The following is a 19069-nucleotide window of genomic DNA, read 5'->3' as shown; positions in this document are numbered from 1 at the left end:
ACTTCTAATTTATATATATTTGATTAATACATTGCCAGTATAAAATAGCGCTTTCATAATATCCATGGATTTTTTACTGTTTAAAATTGCAAAAAAATAGTAGGAAAATTTGGCTAACATTTATTTCAATAACTAATTTTAAGTAAATAAAAACCAAGCTTTTGTCTTTTACAAGCTTGGTTTATCTTATTAATTAACTTAAAACTTCCTATCTACTTGGTACATCTACTAAATTATCTCTGACTAAACACTCTGCAATTTCCACGGTATTGCTGGCAGCGCCCCTTAATAAGTTATCAGCAACTACCCACATATTAAACGCACCAGGATTTTCTTGGTCTGGACGAATACGGCCAACAAAAGTCTCTTTTTTGCCTGCTGCTAAAAGTGGTTGCGGATAAATTTGGTTTTGCGGATCGTCTTGTAAAACTAACCCGGGAGTCCGCTCAATTTCCTGCTTTATTTCAGCAGCAGTCGCTGACTGATCTTTTAAGGTGAAATAAACCGTTTCACCATGACCAATCTCAACTGGCACACGGACACAAGTAGCAGTAACTTTTATTTGCTTTGAATCCTGATCATTAAACAAAATTTTTTTAGTTTCATGAATCATTTTCCATTCTTCGTGCGTATAGCCATCATCTTCAAAAACATCAATCTGAGGCAATAGGTTAAACGCCATGGGGTAATGCTTTTTAGCAGACGCAGTTGGCAAAATTTTGGCTTCAGTTTGTTGATTATTCAGCCTATCTTGTGCTTGTCGCAACAATTCATCCCAGGCCGCTTTGCCAGCGCCAGAAACAGCTTGGTAAGTTGAAACAATAATTTGCTTAATACCCCATTTAACGTGAAGCGGATAAAGCGCGGCTACCATCTGAATGGTCGAGCAATTAGGATTGGCAATAATGCCATGATGATTAGCTAATTGGTCATCGTTAACTCCAGGCACAATTAGTGGAACATCATCATTCATACGGAAAGCACTAGTATTATCTACACATACTGCCCCCCTTTTTACAGCTTCAGGCAACAACTTTTTTGAAACAGCACCGCCAGCAGATGATAAAACCAAGTCAACGCCAGTGAATGACTCAGGTTGTGCCTCTTCAACTGTAATTTCTTGCCCTTTGAACTGTAACTTCTTGCCTGCTGAACGCTTGGAAGCCAGCAATTTAACTTGCTTGACTGGAATTGCTGCTTTTTCCAGCTCACTAATTAAACGTTGACCTACTGCACCTGTAGCGCCCAAAATTGCAACTACATACTCTCTCATCAATTTTCACCCTTTTCTGTTAAAAACTTTTGAATTCGACTCATAGCCGTATGTAGATTTTCGTCACTGGCAGCATAAGAAAAGCGAATATAGCCTTCTCCGCCAGGACCAAAAGCACTACCCGGAGTGCCACCAACTTTGGCTTTATGAGCCAAATCCAGTGCGAAGGCTTCATCATCCTTACCATAACTTGCCGGTATTTTGGCAAAAACGTAAAATGCACCCTCACTGGCATGAGTTTCTAAACCCATATTATTTAATTCACCAACAATATAGTCACGCCGCTTTTGATAAATTGGTCGTGCTTCTACCGGATCCTGATCACCATTTTCCAAGGCCTCAGCAGCTGCTGCTTGTGCCGGATTTGATGGCGCTGTAACCAAGAATGCATGCATTTTTGCAATTAAGCTAATTAGATCGGCTGGTCCAGTTACATAACCCAAACGGTAACCGGTCATCGCATGAGACTTGGATAAGCCATTAATTAGTAGGGTACGATCGGGTAAATAATGCGCAATCGATACGTGATTAAAGTTATAAGTCAGCTCACTGTATATTTCATCAGAAATCACATAAAGGTGATGCTCTTTAATGATTGGTGCTATTTGCTCTAAAACTGAACTGGGACATTCCCTGCCAGTTGGATTAGTAGGATAATTCAGTAAAATTGCTTTAGCATGAGGGTGCTCATCCAGTGTCTTTTCCAAATCTTCGGGAGTTAACACAAAATTTGTGTCTGCTGTATTAATAGCAACCAACTCAGCTTTAGTGTATTGAATTAATGGAAAATAAAGGGCATAAGAAGGAGTAGGTACAATAATTTCATCCCCTGGTTGAAACAAAGCCAGCATTGTTGCGGCTATAGCTTCAGTTGCACCCACTGTAACTACAATTTCGCTGTCAGGATCATAAGTTAAGCCCTGCTTGCGCTGTAAAAAGTTGCTAATAGCCTGACGCAATCTGGGTGTTCCTTTTTGAGCAGAATAATGTGAATCATTATCTAAAATGCTCTGAGCAGCTGCTTTTTTAACATGTTCAGGTGTATTTAAATCAGGTTCTCCTAAAGTCAATTTTATTAAGCCAGGAATATCCTCAACTTTTTGGGCAAAAGCACGTATACCAGAAGGAGGGATTTTTTCTAATGGTGTATGAATAATAGAAGTTAAATCAGTAGCTAATTGTGGCATTTTTGTTCTCCTTATAAATTATAAAATCTGGTCTAAACCGACCACTAAATCTGGTAAATCCATTACCCGACTCAAGGCCACTTTCACGCCCTGCATAAATGAAGAACGAGAAAATGAATCTTGTCTGATAGTTAAAGCTTCTCCGGGACCGCCAAAAAGCACTTGTTCGTGAGCTACATAGCCTGGTAAGCGAACGGAATGTACAGGAACACCATCATAATCAGCACCGCGAGCTGCAGAATCATTCGCAGATTGAGAGCAATTTCCTGGGTTACGACTAGCTGCTATTAATTTTGCAGTCGCTATTGCTGTTGCACTAGGTGCATCCCTTTTATCAGCATGATGCATTTCAATTACTTCTGCATCAGGAAAATAACGGGCAGCTTCTTGTGCAAACTTCATTAATAAGACAGCTGACAAACCAAAATTTGGAGCAATAATGCCACCAATTTTTTCTTTTTGTGCAATTGCTTGCAGCTTTTTTGTTTGATCTGGGGTTAAACCACTTGTTCCAACAATGGGGTGCATATGGTGTTCCAAAGCAAATTTAGTATTTTCATAAACGGCTTGTGGAGTGGTAAAATCAATCCAAATATCAGCATCAATATCGACAGCAGTCAAATTGTCAAAGCATTTAACTGAAGCTCCAAATTCTGAACTTTTAGATGCCGTTGGAGCTAAAACAGCTACTAATTGACAATCAGTTAATTTATTAACTAATTGCACTGTTTGTTTTCCCATAGATCCTGTGGCCCCAGCTACCAAAATTTTTTTCATATTATACTCCTAGTTCTAACGGCAGTTTATGCAATAAAGCTGATTCATCTAAACCTAAATGAACAGCTAATTGCCTTTTTTCTGCTTCATTTAAATCCATAATAGGCAGACGACAGCCACCAGATGGTAAGCCTTGTGCATTTAAGACAGCTTTAACTGGAGATGGTGAAGGATACATGAATAAGGCTTGCATCTTCGGCATTAGTCGTCTTTGTAATTTCCCTGCTGCAGCTACTTTCCCCTGATCTAAATCATCATACATTTCACGCATGGCCGAACCATAAACATGTGAAGCTACCGAAATCACTCCTTTTGCACCTAAAACTTTAGCAGTTAAAGATTGCAAGTCTTCGCCTGTATACACTAAAAAGTCACTTGCTGCGTGTTCGACAATATATTCTAAGTCTTCTAACTCCGCACATTGCTTAACACCAGCAATTTTAGGATTATGTGACAGACTAACCAAAGTTTCTTTGCTAATCTTAATTCCAGTCCGACCTGGAATGTTATAAATAATAATTTGGACGGGAGAATTTTCTGCTACTTTTTCAAAGTGGGCTATAATTCCTCTTTGATTAGGCTTGTTATAATATGGCGCTACTACCAAAGCCATATCAATGCCAGGAATTTGCCCTACTTCTTGAGTAAATGCAACTGTCTGTTCAGTATTATTACTGCCCGTGCCCGCAATTACGGGGACTCGCCCCGCAATTATTTGAGCAAACTTAGTATATAGTTCTATTTTTTCATCATGGGTCATTGTTGCTGTTTCCCCAGTGGTGCCACCAATCACAAAACCATTGCTGCCGGTATTAATTAAATGTTCTGTCAATTCTTTCAGTCCGGGATAATCAACTTTTCCTTCTTTATTAAAGGGCGTAATTATCGCGGTCAATAAATCTGCTTTATCAAAATTAGTCATGTTTTTTCTCCTTTTGAGCTACATATGACTCAGTAAAAAACCTACCATTGCTTTAATTCCTGTTACTATTGCTTCTTCGTGTGGGTTAAAGGTTGCAGAATGGAGTTGAGAATTATCGTTCACCCCCAGCCAGAACATGGTACCGGGAATTTGTGCCAGTAAGTAGCCAAAATCTTCCCCTGTCATAGCCGGTTGCATCTCTTGGTAATCAATTTGAGGATTTTTCTTCATATAATTAATGAATTCTGCTGTAATTTGGGGGTCATTTTCAACTGGCCAATAGCCTCCCTGATTAAGCTGCAAATCAACCTTAGCATTAAAACTTTGCGCTATTCCTTGAGTCACATCCCGCAGGCGCTGATCAATTCTTTCAATCATTTTTTGGGTTAGTCCGCGAATAGTCCCTTCTAGATGAGCATGACCTGCAATAGCATTTCTAACTGTTCCGGCCCTGACCTTTCCTATTGTAATAACTCCGCTTGCAATGGGATCAATACTACGTGAGACAATTGTCTGAATTTGTTCTATTAAAGAAGAAGCAGCTACTACCATATCATTGGCTTGTTGTGGATATGCGGCATGCCCATCTTTACCATATAAATCAATATTGATTTCAGTTGTTCCCGCAAATAACGTTCCTAAACGGCAGCCAATTGTGCCAGTAGGTAAGTCAGGAGTAACGTGCAAGGCAAAAAACTCGTCTGGACGCCATTTGCCAGTAAAGATTCCAGCCTCATAGGCTTTTTTACCGCCACTTTCACTTTCTTCAGCTGGTTGAAAAAAGAAAAGCAAATTATCCTGTGGCTGATGTTCACAAAAATAATCCAAAATTCCCAGTGCCACTGTCATGTGAATATCGTGACCACAGGCATGCATTTGACCTTGAGTTTTGGAGGCAAACGGCAGAGACGTTTTTTCTTCAATAGGTAATCCATCAATATCTGCTCGATAACCGATTGTTTTTTGCGGTTTACTTCCCTGAACCCTGACCAATATTGCTGTGGGCACCTCAGGGCATGTGCGAACTTCAATATATTTTTGAGTAAAATTGCCAATAATCTGTAATAAATATTTTTGTGTTTGGTGTTCATGCAAGGCCAATTCAGGGATTTGGTGTAAATCTCGGCGAATTTTAACGAGTTGCTCAGAAGTTAACATTAATTAATTCACAGCTTTCTTAATCCCTGTTCAATTCCTGTCTTAGAGGCAGTTTTTTGATCACGCATTTTAACAACTTTTGCCGGCACTCCGGCTACGACACTATTTGCTGGGACATCTTTAGTTACTACAGCACCTGCTGCTACCACTGCATGGTCGCCAACTTGGACTCCTTCTAAAACCACGGCATTAGCACCAATCAAAACGTTTTTGCCAATTTTCACAGGTTGTGCTGAAGCCGGTTCGACAACTCCGGCAATTACGGCACCCGCTCCAACATGGCTGTTAGCACCAATGATTGCTCTACCGCCCAAAACAGCATTCATATCAATCATGGCATTTTCACCAATTTCCGCACCAATATTAATGACTGCACCCATCATGATTACAGCATTTTTACCTATCTCAACGTTTTCACGGATAAGCGCACCAGGTTCAATTCTGGCTGAGACGTTTTTTAGATCTAATAACGGAATAGCAGAATTACGACTGACATTTTCCACTTGATAATATGTTATCTTTTCTGCGTTTTTTTCTAAAAAGGGTTTCAATACTTGCCAATCTCCAAAAACGACACCAGTGTGAGTTTCATTAAAAATTTTGCAATCTTCAGGCCAGTCCAGTTTAGCCATCTCACCTTTGACATATACTTTAACTGGTGTTTTTTTGATTGAATTAGCAATGAAATCAATGATTTCAGCAGCCGACATTTTTTTCATATTTATTAATTATCCTTTCGTTTGATAAAAGCGATCATGGCTGATTAGATCCGCATAAGTTTCACGTGTAACTACTACTTGTGCTTGACCATTTTCTGTAAATACAACGGCTGGACGTGGAACACGGTTATAATTTGAAGCCATACTATAGCCATAGGCCCCAGTAGCCAGAACTGCAATTACATCACCTGGTTTACTTTGAGGCAATGACAGTTCGTTAATAAGAATATCGCCTGATTCACAATAGCGCCCTGCCAGTCTGACAGTTTCTTCAGGCTCTGCATGAGGATTTTCTGCTAATAATGCCTCATATTGTGCTTGATAAAGTGCCGGTCTGATATTATCTCCCATACCACCATCTACTGTAACGTAAGGCAATAGTCCCGGTACTTCTTTGCGTGCACCAACTGTATATAAGCTATAACCAGCCTCCCCTACAATTGAACGACCCGGTTCTATCCAAATAGCCGGCATTTTTAAGTGACTTTCTTGTATGCATTTTTTGACTGTCTGCACTATTTGACTGATAAAAGCTTGCGCAGTCAAAACTTTGTCCTGTTTGGTATATCTAATGCCAAACCCGCCACCTAAATTTAAGACTTGAGGCTGGTAATCATATTTTTGTTTCCAGTTATTGACCAGTTGCATAAGTTTTTCAACTTCCAGCTTAAAACCCGCTGTTTCCAAAATTTGTGAACCGATATGTGCATGCAAGCCAATCAAGTCCATCTGTTTATTAGCTTTTACCTCTAAAAATGCCTGCTCGGCTTGGCCTGATCTAATATCAAAACCAAATTTACTGTCCTCTTGACCAGTTTGATCATACTCGTGAGTATGTGCTGAGACCCCTGGAGTTAGCCTCAGCATTACTTGCACTTGAGCATTTGTTTTTTGCAAAATTTGCGTCAGCAACTTAATTTCATAAAAATTATCTAAAACAATGACACCGACATGGTTTTGCACAGCCATTAATAACTCATCTGCTGTCTTATTATTACCATGAAAACTGATTTTTTCTGCCGGAAATCCTGCTTTTAAGGCTGTATACAATTCGCCGCCAGAAACAACATCAACATGTCCACCAAGTTCATTAATTACCTGATAAATCGCAATTGTAGCAAAAGCCTTACTGGCATAACTAATTGCATAATTTACACTTTCTTCTGCGAATGCCTTTTGGAAAGCCTGAAATTGCTGTTTGATTTTTTGTACATCATAAACAACTAATGGGGTACCAAACTCCTTTGCCAGTTTCAATGCATCCACTCCACCAATTGCCAAGTGACCTTGAATGTTAGTCTGGTAATAATCATTAGCAGCCATTTAAGTCTCTCCCTTTTGTTAAATAAAAAAGGCTCTTTTGTTGTGCCTAACAAAAGAGTCCTTCAAGTTATTATCTGGTATCAATTTTGTCGATAGCGCTCCGCGAATATAAAATTGCGACAGTCCGTAACCTGTTAGATTACGTCCCAGCTAATTAATTACCGCAATAATTAACGCTTCGGCAACCGCCCCTTTGACTGGTTTCTTAGTTTTTGCAGAAACTCCACCAGCTACTTTTGTTGGTTGCAACCTCTTCGATTTATTAAAATATTATTATTAATTAATATGATTGTCAACCATTTTTGCTGGTAAATATTTTTTGATTTTCAAATCCTCAAAATTATTTTTTGCAATTAATTGTTTCAAAGTTGTAGCAAAGGCTATTATATTCGGCATTTATCGACAGCATTTTTATCAAAGTTTTCTTAAGAGAAATAATAGCGTTATTAATTAGCAATTTTCTTTTTCGGTTGAAGATTAAAATTTTAATGTTAAAATCCAATACTAATTACTTAAATTAAATTTGATTGTGAAAGGTATTAACATGAAAGTTGTAAAATTTGGTGGTAGTTCTCTAGCTGACGGAGAACAATTTCAAAAAGTTTTAAAAATTATTAATGCTGATCCGGCTCGTAAAATCGTAGTTACCTCAGCGCCAGGAAAAAGATATAAAAATGACACTAAAGTAACAGATTTATTAATCGAGTATGCGCAAAAAGCAATTGCTAAACAAGATTACAGGGAAGTCGTTAAAACAATTTGGTCCAGGTATCATGACATTGCCGCTTATTTTAAAATACCCGAACAATTATTAAAGCCTTTATTGCAAGAATTACAAAATCTACCCAATATCTCTTATCCAAACAAGGATTTTTTAATGGCAGGCTTTAAAGCGCACGGAGAAAAACTAAATGCTCAGCTTTTGACTTTAATTTTACAAAGTTGTCATATACCAGCTCGTTTCTTAGACCCGAAAGAATCTGGTTTTATTGTGACCAACAATCCTAATGACACTCAGGTTTTACCGGAAACTTACAGCAATTTGCAAAAGTGGGCTCAACCTTCAGACTTATTAATTGTTCCCGGCTTTTATGGTGTTACTCAAGACGGTTTAATTGCTACTTTTTCTCGTGGCGGTTCTGATATTACCGGAGCAATTTGGGCACGCGGACTTGACGCTGACCTTTATGAAAATTTCACTGATGTCGATGCTATTTACGCTGCTGATCCTAGAATAGTTACGCATCCCCACGCTGTTAATGTTATGACATACCGCGAGTTGCGGGAACTGTCATATGCGGGCTTTTCAGTTTTTCACGATGAAGCTATTATTCCTGCAATTGAAGGACAAATACCAATTAATGTCAAAAATACCAATCACCCAGATTTACCGGGAACAATGATCGTACCTGAAAGTAACTTTAAGCCTCAAAGTACAATTACAGGAGTAGCTAGTTCTGGTCATTTTGCAGCATTATATTTACATAAGTACTTGCTAAATAAACAGGTTGGTTTTACTCTTAAATTACTACAAATTTTTTATAAATTTAATATATCTTATGAGCACATGCCTTCAGGAATTGATGATTTAACTGTGATTTTTGACAAACGCCAATTTAATGAGCAAATCCGCCAGCAAATGTGTCTTGAAATTCAACAGGCACTTAATCCTGATCAATTAGAGTGGATTGATGACTATGCCATTATCATGGTTGTAGGAGAAGGAATGAAAAACAAAATTGGGGTAATGAAGAATATCACGCTGCCTTTGGCACAAAAACACATTGCAATTCATATGATTAACCAAGGTGCTTCAAGGATCTCAATTATGCTAGGTACTAAAAAAGCAGACGCAGCAGCTGCCGTTAAAGAAATCTATCACAAGTTTTTTAATTGATTTAAGGAGCAATTTTTATGGTACAACTACAAAAAGTTCACGGTTCACAGAATACATTTTTTCTACTAGATCAAACCCAATTGCAAACTCCTTTAACTAAAAATGAATTAGTTAATTTGGCCCAACAAATAACTAACTCCGCCACAGGATTATTAAACGGTGCTGATGGCTTGTTAGTGGTAAGCAATTCGCAGCACCCACAAGCCATAGGCAAAATGCAGGTCATTAATGCTGACGGTTCTTTTGCTTCCATGTGTGGCAATGGCCTACGAACTGTAGGTCGTTATCTAGCGCAAAAATACCACAAGCAATCTTTCAAAGTCGAAACAATGCAAAGCGATTTGCGTGTCAGTTGTCAGGCAGACTGGGCTCAAAACGTTAAAGCAGTTAGTGTCGAAATCAGCCCAGTTAGTTTTGCAGCTGGAGATCTTCCTTTTACTAACTTAGGTTGCTCTGAACTACTAAACCAAGCAGTACCTGAATTTGCACCCAAGTTAACCTTTTCAGCAGTTGCTGTTCCCAATCCTCATTTGATTAGTTTAGTTTCAGATGAAGTTTTAAAAAGTGACTTGTTAGCAAATTTAGGAACAAAATTAAATCAGAAAAATCCTTATTTTCCAGACGGAGTAAACGTCAGTTTTGCTCAGGTTCTGAGTTCTGACCACCTTTTCGTCCGCACTTTTGAGCGCGGTGTAGGTTTTACCAATGCTTGTGGTACTGGCATGTCTGCAGCAAGCTTAATTTACGCTTTGACTAACAAGTCACAGAATCTGTTTGATAAATTGCTGACTGTTTCAAATCCCGGAGGATTTGTCCAAACAAAGGTACATAGCAACGCCAATAGCTATTGGATTGAATTAATTGGAAATGCGACAGTTACACATTATATTGATGTTGCAGAAAATGACTTGCACCAGAAGCAGCCTGATTTTGATAATTTTAAGATTACAACTACTTCAGAAAATGAAGCATATCAGAATTTTATTGCTGTGAATAACAACTAAAGCAGCTGATATTTTAAAAACCAAACTTGTTTAAGTTTGGTTTTTTATGGCTTATATTTAAATATATAAATTAATAAGTTAATATATTAATATTAAATATAACAAAAAATCATATTTTATTTCCATGTTAATTCTTTCTTTTTTATCCAGTTTTTAAAATGCAATACAGCTTTTGAATTATCATCTTTTCTAATAGCGATACCGTATCTGGGCTTTAAATCTGTCTTAAGTGGCCTAGTATAAATAGTTGAATCATTTGGATCAGTGACGAAATTACACCATAATCCTAATGCTAAACCAGATTGCACCATAGCGTTTTCCGCGGTTATATTATTAGCATAAGTAATATCTATATTTTTATTTAGCTTGCTAATTTTTTTTTGCAAGTTGATAGAAATTGTAGGGAGCCATTGTGTATCAAGAAAAATTATACTTTTAAAATCTAAATCTTTTACATAAATTTCTTTATTAAAAAAATAATTTTCATTTTTAGGAATACTGATTACATAATGGCCATTTGTTAAATTAATATAATGTAAATCTGACATGTGTCTGACAATATCTGGCATAGTAAATATTATATCAAGATCACCATTACTAAGTCTTTGCTTGAGATTCTCATGACTATGTATTTCTAAAAAAATTTTTACTGTAGGATTTTCATTTTTATATTCTTTTATAATTCTAGGCAATTCTGCAATCTCCCATGGTGTGCCACTATAGCCAATGCTTAAATCAGTTTGATCGTTATCGTTAGCATGCTGAGCTTCTTGTTTAGCTTTATAATATATATTGATAAGAGGTTTGATATTAATATAAAAAATTTTACCTGATTTTGTTAAATTGACTGTTCTTCGATTCCTAATAAAAAGCTTAAAGCCTAATTGATTTTCCAATTTAGAAATATTTTGGGAAACAGCCGACTGAGATATATTTAGTTTTAATGCTGTTTGCGTAAAACTCAAATTTTCTGCTAGATTTATAAAAATTGATAATTGTTCTATATTCATTGTAACTTATTAGTTTTCCTTATTAGTCATTGCAAAATGGATAATAACATATACTTAAAAAATGGTAAATTTTATTTGTAAGCGATTTGTTTATGAAATAGAGGTAAAGTAATATGTTAACTAATAAAAATAAATATGATGTAGTAATAGTAGGCGGAGGACTATCTGGCTTAATTTCTGCTTTTCAAGCAGCTGATAAAGGCTTGAAAACATTAGTCCTAGAAAAGGGACGAAATTTAGGTGGTAGTGGTAATTATGTCGAAGGCTTATGTGCAGTTGGAACAGAAATGCAAAAAGCAAAAGGCATAAATTATACTCCTTCTCAACTAGTACAAACTGAATTAAATTATTCTCATTATGAAGCAGACAGTCGCAGTTTGAAAGAATACTTTAATGAAAGTGCTGAAACTCTAAAATGGTTACAATCAAAAATGGGAGTGGAATTTACCGAAGTTACTAAATTAGGCTCAGGTATGGTAACTTGGCACTTACTAAAAGGACAAGGTAAAGAACAAATTCAAAAAAACATTATTCCTTCAGTAAAAAAGGTGGGTTGTGAAATTGAGGTTTCTGTTTCTGCACAAAAAATTTTAAAAGACGGAAAAGGAAAAGTATCTGGATTAGTTATTAAAAGTGAAGCTAATGGAGCAGAAGAAGCAATATCTACTAATGCCGTAGTTATTGCTACAGGAGGATTTTTAAATAATCCAAAATTATTAAGAGAAGAAACTGGATACGATCCTGATAAAATTATTAATATTAATTCAGGCAAAAACACTGGTGATGGTCAAAAACTTGCTTGGGCAGCTGGCGCTCAAAGAGTAGCAAAGGGAACTTTAATGGCATTTAATGGCTATCTAAATGACCCCACTAATCCTCCATATAAATACTGGTATTCAGAAATGAATACCGCTGCGTCATTACAATCATTACTTTTCGTCAATGAACAAGGCGACCGCTTTGTTAATGAACAAGTAACAGACAATTTTGCTGATTGTGGGAATGTTTTTCTTCATCAAAATGCTGTTTATAGCATTATAGATCAAGCTACTGTGGATTATTTAAGTAAAAAAGGTCTATTGAAGATTATTGAAATCTATTATGAAGACATTAATAAGCCACTCAGCCACTTACAAGAACAAATTGATGAAGCTCTCACACAAAAATTACCATTTATACATAAAGCTAACAGCATTGAAGATTTAGTGAAAAAACTAAGCTTGACTAATTTAAAGCCTACTGTAGAAAGATATAATGAATTATGTAAAAAGGGTATTGATGAAGATTTTGGAAAAGATTCTCATTTTTTGGTTTCAGTAGAAAGGGGACCATTTTATGCTTTTGATCTAGGAGTTGGTGCATTTACAACACTAGGTGGACTAAAAACTGATTTAGATAATCATGTACTAGATCGAAATGGAAAAATAATTGATGGATTATATGCTATTGGAGCAGACGCGGCTGGAAAATTGTGTGGCGACACTTACAGTCCCAATATTTGTGGCACTTGCGCAGGGTACTGTGCATATTCTGGCAGAAAAGCAGCTTTAGATATCGCTAAAAATTTAACTAGATAAATCATAAAATAATTTAAAATATTGTAAGCAATTATTTTACAAAGTGAAAATTTTCTAAGAGATGATTTGACATTAATTTATGACCTTCTTTTTTACTTATATTGAAGTAAAATATAATACTAAAGCGATTACAAAAAAGGAGAGCTGTAAAATGTCAGAACCTGACTATCAAAAATTAGTTGAAGAAACACGAATTGCAATAAAAAAAGGTGATGATCAGCGCGATGCTGGATTGCCAACACAAATTCCGGAAGTAGAACGGTTTGACAATATTTCCTATGGTAAGGATCCCAAGTATCAGATACTCGATGTTTATTTACCAAAGAATAGAACCAGTGCTAAATTACCGGTAATCGTAAATATTCATGGTGGTGGCTGGATATATGGCACCAAAGAAACCTATCAGTTTTATTGCTTGGCTCTGGCTAAAGAAGGATTTGCCGTAGTTAATGCCAATTATCGATTAGCACCAGATGTGGCCTATCCCGGAGAACTAGATGATATCAACCGTGTATTTCACTGGGTAGCCCAAGAGGAAAATGCGATAAAATATCAATTCGATCTAAATAACGTCTTTATTGTTGGAGACAGTGCCGGCGGCCAAATGGGAGAACAAATTTTAGCAGCTTACACTAACAATGAATACCGCAAGTATTTTGGTTATTCAGTACCCCGTTTAACAATTAAAGCTGCTGCTTTAAATTGTGGTGCCTACTTCCTAACCGAAATCCCCTCATATACTGGGGCACCCGAAGTCTATTTCAGACCTGAAATTCGTTTAAATAAACATGAAGAATTAAACGCCGAACAATTTTTGACCCAAGCACTGCCACCGCTTTTTTTAATGACATGCACTGATGATTTCTTACGTGATAACGCCTATATGCTTTCAGGCTATCTGAAAGCCAAAAATATTTACCATGAACTTCATTTCTATGGTGATAAGAAGCATCCACGAGGTCATGTTTTTCATGTTAATCAAAAAGATGAATTGGCCAAGAAATGTAATGAAGATGAGCTAAACTTCTTCCGTAAATACATTAATTAACAGTGAAAAAAAGCCGAACTAGTATTGTCTAGTCCGGTTTTTTGTAAATTTTAAAATTTATTGCTGACTGCTTCTTTCTTTTCTGGAAAACCAAAACATAAACAGCGGCAAAATTATGAAGCCAAAAATCATCATAAAAATCGCGTACCAGTTAACACCAACGACTTTGCCATTTTCAATAATACCAAATTGAGCTTGCCAATTATATTTAACTAGCAAAAAGATTACTAAGGCAATTGACAATATTGGTACAAAAATATCAGTCCATCCATTTTTAGGAGCTGGTAAAATTGGCTGCTTATTTTTACCATAGTAAAAGCAGATTACTGCCAGAGGAACAATGATGAAGCCTAAAAATCTGACCATAGCACTCAACGTAATTAAGTTAGTCATGTTATATTGAAAAGCTAAGGGTACTAAAATTGCTAGTGCTTCAGAAATAAAGAAAGTTTTAATGGGAAAGTTATTTTTAGTCCTTTCTGTTAAAGTAGCCGGCAGTTGATGTTCACGGGCCATTGCCTCCAAAATGCGTGGTGCATTAAAACTAGAGGCAACATTTATTCCCAGCATCGAAATAAGCGCTCCAACTAAAATTACATCCCTCAATATATCATTTTTAAAAATCGCACTGATTGCCACCACTTGTTTAGTTGTCATCAATGCCTTAGGATCCAAAACCATCGCTACTGCCACTACCCCAATATAAATAGCGGCAATAACTAAAATTGCCAGTGGAATGGCCTTAGGTAAATTCTTTTCTGGTTCCTGCATATCTTCCGAACCAGAAGCAACTGATTCAAACCCGGTAAAAGCATAAAACGCAGAAACAACAGCCATAACAAGACCGGTAGTAGTTAAAGCCGGTACTATTTTATGCCCATTTTGCGTTATTTGGTCAACGGATGACAGGCTATGGCTGGCTCCAGTGGTAATAAGTAAAACAACTCCAGCTACAATAATCAAAATTAATGCAGCTAATTTACCAGCTGTAGCCATGTTCATTACAAGTTTCACAAATTTTTGCCCAAATAAGTTAATTACAGTTACTGCAAGCATTAATATAATGAAGCCAATGGTGACATTTAAAAATTTGTCAGGATTTCCACCAAAAATAGAAATAGTTGACTTTATTACACCGACAGCCATTACTCCCCAAGCAACACTAGCAGAAAAATAGCGCAAGATACCGACGTAAAAGCCAACATTGTCACCAAATGCCGCCTTAGAATAAGCATAAGAAGCGCCAGACTTAGTTACGTATTTGGCTGCCGCTGAAAATGAAATAGCTAAAATTGAAGCAAAAACTGCAGCGATGAAATAGACAATTAATGCTTTGCTCCCTGCCTGGCTAACCACGCTCCCGGGAGTTAAAAAAATACCCGAGCCAATAATCGAATTAATTGCTAAAAAGACAATTGACCAAAAGCCTAGTTTATCCCCAGCGTTTTTATTTTGAGTCATTATTACTCCTTACTTGGCGTTTTTAACCACAAATTTAAATAAATTATTCATATATTTTGTGTTCGGATTATTATGTAACATTTCAGGGTGCCATTGAATTGCTAGAACCGTACCTTGTTTATTTTCTAGCCCTTCGGGCACGCCATCACTTGCATCAGCAACTTCAAGTAAATCTGGAGCAACATCTTTTATCAACTGGTGATGAAATGAGTTAACCATGCATTCAGTTTTGCCTAAAGTTTTAGCTAGTAAGCTGTTTTTCTTAATAGTGACTTTATGGGTAGGTAAATCAGGCGTATGACCCTGCTCATGTTTCACAGTTTGTTCTGGACGATAGCTAAGATCTTGGTAAAGACTGCCACCATGTGCTACATTAATGATTTGAGCACCTCGGCAAACTCCAAGAACCGGTTTATTGGTTTCTTCCGCAATCTTTAATAACAGCATGTCGAAATGATCTCGCTCAGGCCAAATCGGCCCTATTTTGGGCGATAATTCTTCACCGTATAGATGAGGGTCAACATCGTGACCGCCACTTAAAATAAGACCTTGAACATATTCCATTTGGCTCTTTATAATGTCGTCATTTTCGGTAAATGGAATTATAAACGGAATTCCGCCATTTTTAACAACAGAATCCACATAGTCTTCATTAACATAACTACGTCTATAACTAGGAAACATTCCACCAGAATCAATCATTTCAGATCCGGCAATACCAATAATTGGTTTCGTCATTTTTTCTCCTCATTTAAGCTGATACTAATAGTTATTAATATTATAATAGTTATTATCAATTTAAGTGTATCTTTTGTTTTTAAATCTTTTTTAGCAGAAGTATAATAATAATTTATAGTTATTTATGTAAAAAATTAACTCTTATTTACTTTTCGTAGTAAAATATTCAAGTTAAAAATTTTGAGCAGATTATTTCTAAAAGAGTGATGCAGCATGAAAGCAGTCAATAAAATCATTAAGCAGCAAAAAATAATGTGGGCTACTCTTCTAATTTTATTTTTAGTTTGTGTGATTTGTCGCACCCTGCCAAAAATATCCGATGTTAACTGGCAAACAATTTTATCTTTATTTAGTTTAATGCTTGTCACACAATATTTGATTAACATTAAGGCATTGGACTACTTAAGTCAAAAAATCATCAATCTAGCTCATACCCATAGACAAGTTACTCAGTTATTAGTTCTATTAGCAGGATTTTTAGCTATGTTTTTAACTAATGATGTTGCGATCCTAAGCTTAGTACCATTATTTTTAGTTATTCACAAGCAGGTTCATGGACCATTTACTTTTCCTTTGGCACTAATCACAATTGCAGCAAATCTAGGAAGTGCATTGACTCCTTTCGGTAATCCGCAGAACCTCTATCTCTACAATCACTATCAGCTTTCTACGGCTAATTTTTTCAAAATTTCATTCCCATTGTTCCTAATTAGTTTTGTTTTAATTTTGTTAACAACATTTGTAATTCCAGCAACTCCACTTCCAGTTTTAAAACAAACAGACTATGAGGTAAAACCAATTTCTCTAATCATTGCTTTTGCACTACTAATAGTTACACTTGCAGGAGTACTTCATTTCGTACCGCTAATTTATACCACAATAGCAGTAACAGTAGCCATAATAGTCATAAACCATTTGCTTTTTACAAAAGTCGATTATGGTACTTTAATTACCTTTATCGGTTTTTTCTTAATAGTCGGGATTTTGGGCAGGCAAAAGCTGATCATTAACACTGTCACCCAACTATTGCATCAGAGTTCTCTTATCACTTATCTGACAGGTATAACATTAAGCCAAATAATTAGTAACGTTCCAGCTACTTTTCTCATGACTCGATTCAGTACAGACATAGTCTCAATTTTTCTTGGTGTGAATGTTGGCGGTCTAGGAACTCCTTTAGCTTCATTTGCTAATTTGTTAGCATTAAAACAGGCACATGTCCATAGTAGTCGAATATTAATAGGCTTTTTAGCCTTTAACTTTATTTTATTAATTCTACTGGCGGGAATAGTCATGCTACTATTACCTCAATTAATAGAATTTGGTTCTCTTTAGAGACTTTATTTATTTTTGAGACTATTTATTTCCTGGGAAATATTTTCAATGTCAGTAAATGAAGCGTTAGGATCAGAAATCAATTGGTCTAATTTAAATTGTAATAAACTGATTTGATTAGCAGTCTTAGCATTTTCTTTACTGGAGAAATCGCTAGGAGTTATTAACTTGTGATTTTTTATTTTCCAAGAAGTAAAGTTTAAGTTTTTTAACAGGTTCTGATCGTGAGAAACTACAATAACAGCAAACGGATAGTTTCTTAAAAATTCTTCCAAAGCATTAATAGATGAAATATCTAAAAAGTTGTCCGGCTCATCAAGTATCAGCAAGTTATGCTCACCTAAAAGCACTTTTGCCAATTTATAACAAACTAGCTGGCCACCACTCAAAGCACTAACTTGCTTATCCAAAGACCTTTGCAGGTGTAAGTCACCTAAAAGCTGCATTGTAGTGGTTTTATTAAAAATGCTGTTTTTATATATTACTTCTTTTACTGTAGCTGTTTCTTTAGTTTCCTGCGCCATATTCTGTTGGAAATAGCCCATTTTTAGCTGTGGATTAAGCCAGACAGCCAATTTTTTGTGAAATAATTTTGCTAAAAAAACTGATTTTCCAGCACCATTTTTTCCAGTTAACGCTATTTTTTCTTTTCCTTTGATTTTCAGTTCTTTAGTTATACTGAATAATTGCTTTTTATGAACAGCAACATCTTGAGTCTTGAATCTGACTATGCTGCTTTTCTGTGACAGCTCTAGGTTCATGTTTTCAATATTACCCAAAGTGATTGGATGATGAACTTGTGGCTTTTCCAGCGTCGTTTCTGCTTTCGCTATACGCCTTTTCAGTAAAGTACTTTTACGAAAAATACTTTTCTCTAAACCGCTACTATCTTTTATTTTCCAATCGGACCAGGAAATATTTTTCTTTTTCTTAGTAGATTTTTTAGCCCTAGTTTCAAATTCTTGTTGGTTCTTTTTTAGTCTTTTAATCTCAACTTGTTTTTGAAAATACTGAGTGTTCTGCCTTTTTTCTTGTGCTCTAAGAAATTGCTGGTATTCGTCATAAGTACCTTTAAATTCATAAACTTGCTGGTTTTTGATCTGCCAAATAACATTGACAAGCTTGCTTAAAAAAGTCTGATCATGACTTATTACTAAAAGTGGCTGTTTTAAGCCGTTTAAAACTTTAATTAACCATTTCTGTTGCTCAATATCTAAATTAGATGTCGGCTCATCCAAAATTAGCAGAGAATTCTGAGTTTGATTTATCTGAAGTAATGCTTGAATAATAACTGCTTTTTCCTTTTCTCCACCACTTTGCTCACTGTTATTTAAAATTTGGGGTACTAAAATAGTATGACAATTTCGTTTAACTTGCCCTTCTATCCTAAAAATTATAGGCTTTTCAGCAATAATGTTGACCAACGTAGTTTTACCTACACCATTATCACCTATCAAACCAACTATTTGTCGGTCTTGAACATTTAAATGAGGAGCTTGAAATAAAACCTCACCTTGATAATCTACTTTAAGATTAGTAATTTTAATGTATTCCATATTAACACCTGCTTTTTGCTAAAGAAAAAGCACTGATAACCAAATTGCCCATAATTTGATTAGCAGTGCACAAAAAGCCAGTGA

General features: G+C 36.0%; 16 protein-coding genes and 1 riboswitch. Of the genes, 5 read left to right on the top strand and 11 right to left on the bottom strand.

Going from position 1 to position 19069, the window contains the following annotated elements:
• Positions 1-208: 208 nt before the first annotated feature.
• The 7 genes from LDM90_RS00925 to lysA are packed head-to-tail and all read right to left on the bottom strand — an operon-like array spanning position 209 to position 7359.
• On the bottom strand, positions 209-1276 hold the full coding sequence (locus LDM90_RS00925; RefSeq protein ID WP_223896212.1) for an aspartate-semialdehyde dehydrogenase: 1068 nt from the start codon (positions 1274-1276) through the stop codon (positions 209-211).
• Positions 1273-2460 carry an aminotransferase class I/II-fold pyridoxal phosphate-dependent enzyme gene (locus tag LDM90_RS00920; protein ID WP_223896211.1) on the bottom strand — a complete coding sequence of 396 codons (1188 nt, stop codon included), beginning with the start codon at positions 2458-2460 and terminating at the stop codon, positions 1273-1275. Before LDM90_RS00920 ends, LDM90_RS00925 begins: the two co-directional genes overlap by 4 nt.
• 18 nt (positions 2461-2478) lie before the next feature.
• Positions 2479-3237: a 4-hydroxy-tetrahydrodipicolinate reductase gene (dapB, locus tag LDM90_RS00915; protein ID WP_223896210.1), complete on the bottom strand. Its 759-nt coding sequence runs from the start codon at positions 3235-3237 to the stop codon at positions 2479-2481.
• A gap of 1 nt (position 3238) precedes the next feature.
• Positions 3239-4159 (bottom strand): 4-hydroxy-tetrahydrodipicolinate synthase, encoded by a 921-nt coding sequence (dapA, locus tag LDM90_RS00910; protein WP_223896209.1) that lies wholly within the window; start codon positions 4157-4159, stop codon positions 3239-3241.
• Between the two features lie 18 nt (positions 4160-4177).
• Positions 4178-5317 carry an N-acetyldiaminopimelate deacetylase gene (locus tag LDM90_RS00905; RefSeq protein WP_223896208.1) on the bottom strand — a complete coding sequence of 380 codons (1140 nt, stop codon included), beginning with the start codon at positions 5315-5317 and terminating at the stop codon, positions 4178-4180.
• An 8-nt stretch (positions 5318-5325) separates the two neighbouring features.
• Positions 5326-6036, bottom strand: coding sequence for a 2,3,4,5-tetrahydropyridine-2,6-dicarboxylate N-acetyltransferase (dapD, locus tag LDM90_RS00900; RefSeq protein ID WP_223896207.1), 711 nt, complete (start codon positions 6034-6036; stop codon positions 5326-5328).
• Positions 6037-6045: 9 nt separating this feature from the next.
• Positions 6046-7359, bottom strand: coding sequence for a diaminopimelate decarboxylase (gene lysA, locus LDM90_RS00895; RefSeq protein ID WP_223896206.1), 1314 nt, complete (start codon positions 7357-7359; stop codon positions 6046-6048).
• 84 nt (positions 7360-7443) lie between these two features.
• A riboswitch (Lysine riboswitch) is annotated at positions 7444-7622 on the bottom strand.
• Between the two features lie 281 nt (positions 7623-7903).
• Between lysA and LDM90_RS00890 the strand changes: the two genes are divergently transcribed.
• A complete protein-coding gene (locus tag LDM90_RS00890; protein ID WP_223896205.1) occupies positions 7904-9256 on the top strand; it encodes an aspartate kinase in 1353 nt (450 codons plus the stop codon).
• 17 nt (positions 9257-9273) lie between these two features.
• A complete protein-coding gene (gene dapF, locus LDM90_RS00885) occupies positions 9274-10260 on the top strand; it encodes a diaminopimelate epimerase (RefSeq protein WP_223896204.1) in 987 nt (328 codons plus the stop codon).
• 116 nt (positions 10261-10376) lie between these two features.
• On the opposite strand, the gene LDM90_RS00880 is transcribed toward dapF, so the two are convergent.
• Complete coding sequence (locus LDM90_RS00880; protein WP_223896203.1) at positions 10377-11270, bottom strand: LysR family transcriptional regulator; 894 nt, start codon at positions 11268-11270, stop codon at positions 10377-10379.
• A gap of 113 nt (positions 11271-11383) precedes the next feature.
• On the opposite strand from LDM90_RS00880, the gene vprA reads away from it, so the two are divergent.
• Both vprA and LDM90_RS00870 read left to right on the top strand, forming a co-directional pair.
• On the top strand, positions 11384-12847 hold the full coding sequence (gene vprA, locus LDM90_RS00875) for a vinyl phenol reductase (protein WP_223896202.1): 1464 nt from the start codon (positions 11384-11386) through the stop codon (positions 12845-12847).
• A gap of 151 nt (positions 12848-12998) precedes the next feature.
• On the top strand, positions 12999-13895 hold the full coding sequence (locus tag LDM90_RS00870) for an alpha/beta hydrolase (protein WP_223896201.1): 897 nt from the start codon (positions 12999-13001) through the stop codon (positions 13893-13895).
• A gap of 57 nt (positions 13896-13952) precedes the next feature.
• On the opposite strand, the gene LDM90_RS00865 is transcribed toward LDM90_RS00870, so the two are convergent.
• Positions 13953-15356: an APC family permease gene (locus LDM90_RS00865; protein WP_223896200.1), complete on the bottom strand. Its 1404-nt coding sequence runs from the start codon at positions 15354-15356 to the stop codon at positions 13953-13955.
• Positions 15357-15365: 9 nt separating this feature from the next.
• Positions 15366-16094, bottom strand: a complete 729-nt coding sequence (locus LDM90_RS00860; protein ID WP_198212671.1) for a gamma-glutamyl-gamma-aminobutyrate hydrolase family protein — start codon at positions 16092-16094, stop codon at positions 15366-15368.
• Between the two features lie 213 nt (positions 16095-16307).
• On the opposite strand from LDM90_RS00860, the gene LDM90_RS00855 reads away from it, so the two are divergent.
• Positions 16308-17429 carry an SLC13 family permease gene (locus LDM90_RS00855; protein WP_223896199.1) on the top strand — a complete coding sequence of 374 codons (1122 nt, stop codon included), beginning with the start codon at positions 16308-16310 and terminating at the stop codon, positions 17427-17429.
• Between the two features lie 5 nt (positions 17430-17434).
• On the opposite strand, the gene LDM90_RS00850 is transcribed toward LDM90_RS00855, so the two are convergent.
• Positions 17435-18985, bottom strand: coding sequence for an ATP-binding cassette domain-containing protein (locus tag LDM90_RS00850; protein ID WP_223896198.1), 1551 nt, complete (start codon positions 18983-18985; stop codon positions 17435-17437).
• Positions 18986-19069: the final 84 nt, after the last annotated feature.

The sequence above is a fragment of the Lactobacillus huangpiensis genome, from assembly GCF_019972815.1.
Lineage (GTDB): Bacteria > Bacillota > Bacilli > Lactobacillales > Lactobacillaceae > Lactobacillus > Lactobacillus huangpiensis.
The sequence above is the reverse complement of the archived record's forward strand: the minus strand, read 5'-3'. Positions and strand labels throughout refer to the sequence as shown.

Excerpts from the sequence above, each read along its gene's own strand:
- LDM90_RS00865 (WP_223896200.1), bottom strand. The coding sequence starts at position 15,356 with ATGACTCAAAATAAAAACGCTGGGGATAAACTAGGCTTTTGGTCAATT.
- LDM90_RS00870 (WP_223896201.1), top strand. The coding sequence starts at position 12,999 with ATGTCAGAACCTGACTATCAAAAATTAGTTGAAGAAACACGAATTGCA.
- LDM90_RS00860 (WP_198212671.1), bottom strand. The coding sequence starts at position 16,094 with ATGACGAAACCAATTATTGGTATTGCCGGATCTGAAATGATTGATTCT.
- LDM90_RS00855 (WP_223896199.1), top strand. The coding sequence starts at position 16,308 with ATGAAAGCAGTCAATAAAATCATTAAGCAGCAAAAAATAATGTGGGCT.
- LDM90_RS00890 (WP_223896205.1), top strand. The coding sequence starts at position 7,904 with ATGAAAGTTGTAAAATTTGGTGGTAGTTCTCTAGCTGACGGAGAACAA.
- LDM90_RS00880 (WP_223896203.1), bottom strand. The coding sequence starts at position 11,270 with ATGAATATAGAACAATTATCAATTTTTATAAATCTAGCAGAAAATTTG.
- dapB (WP_223896210.1), bottom strand. The coding sequence starts at position 3,237 with ATGAAAAAAATTTTGGTAGCTGGGGCCACAGGATCTATGGGAAAACAA.
- lysA (WP_223896206.1), bottom strand. The coding sequence starts at position 7,359 with ATGGCTGCTAATGATTATTACCAGACTAACATTCAAGGTCACTTGGCA.
- LDM90_RS00850 (WP_223896198.1), bottom strand. The coding sequence starts at position 18,985 with ATGGAATACATTAAAATTACTAATCTTAAAGTAGATTATCAAGGTGAG.
- LDM90_RS00920 (WP_223896211.1), bottom strand. The coding sequence starts at position 2,460 with ATGCCACAATTAGCTACTGATTTAACTTCTATTATTCATACACCATTA.
- LDM90_RS00905 (WP_223896208.1), bottom strand. The coding sequence starts at position 5,317 with ATGTTAACTTCTGAGCAACTCGTTAAAATTCGCCGAGATTTACACCAA.
- dapA (WP_223896209.1), bottom strand. The coding sequence starts at position 4,159 with ATGACTAATTTTGATAAAGCAGATTTATTGACCGCGATAATTACGCCC.
- vprA (WP_223896202.1), top strand. The coding sequence starts at position 11,384 with ATGTTAACTAATAAAAATAAATATGATGTAGTAATAGTAGGCGGAGGA.
- dapD (WP_223896207.1), bottom strand. The coding sequence starts at position 6,036 with ATGAAAAAAATGTCGGCTGCTGAAATCATTGATTTCATTGCTAATTCA.
- dapF (WP_223896204.1), top strand. The coding sequence starts at position 9,274 with ATGGTACAACTACAAAAAGTTCACGGTTCACAGAATACATTTTTTCTA.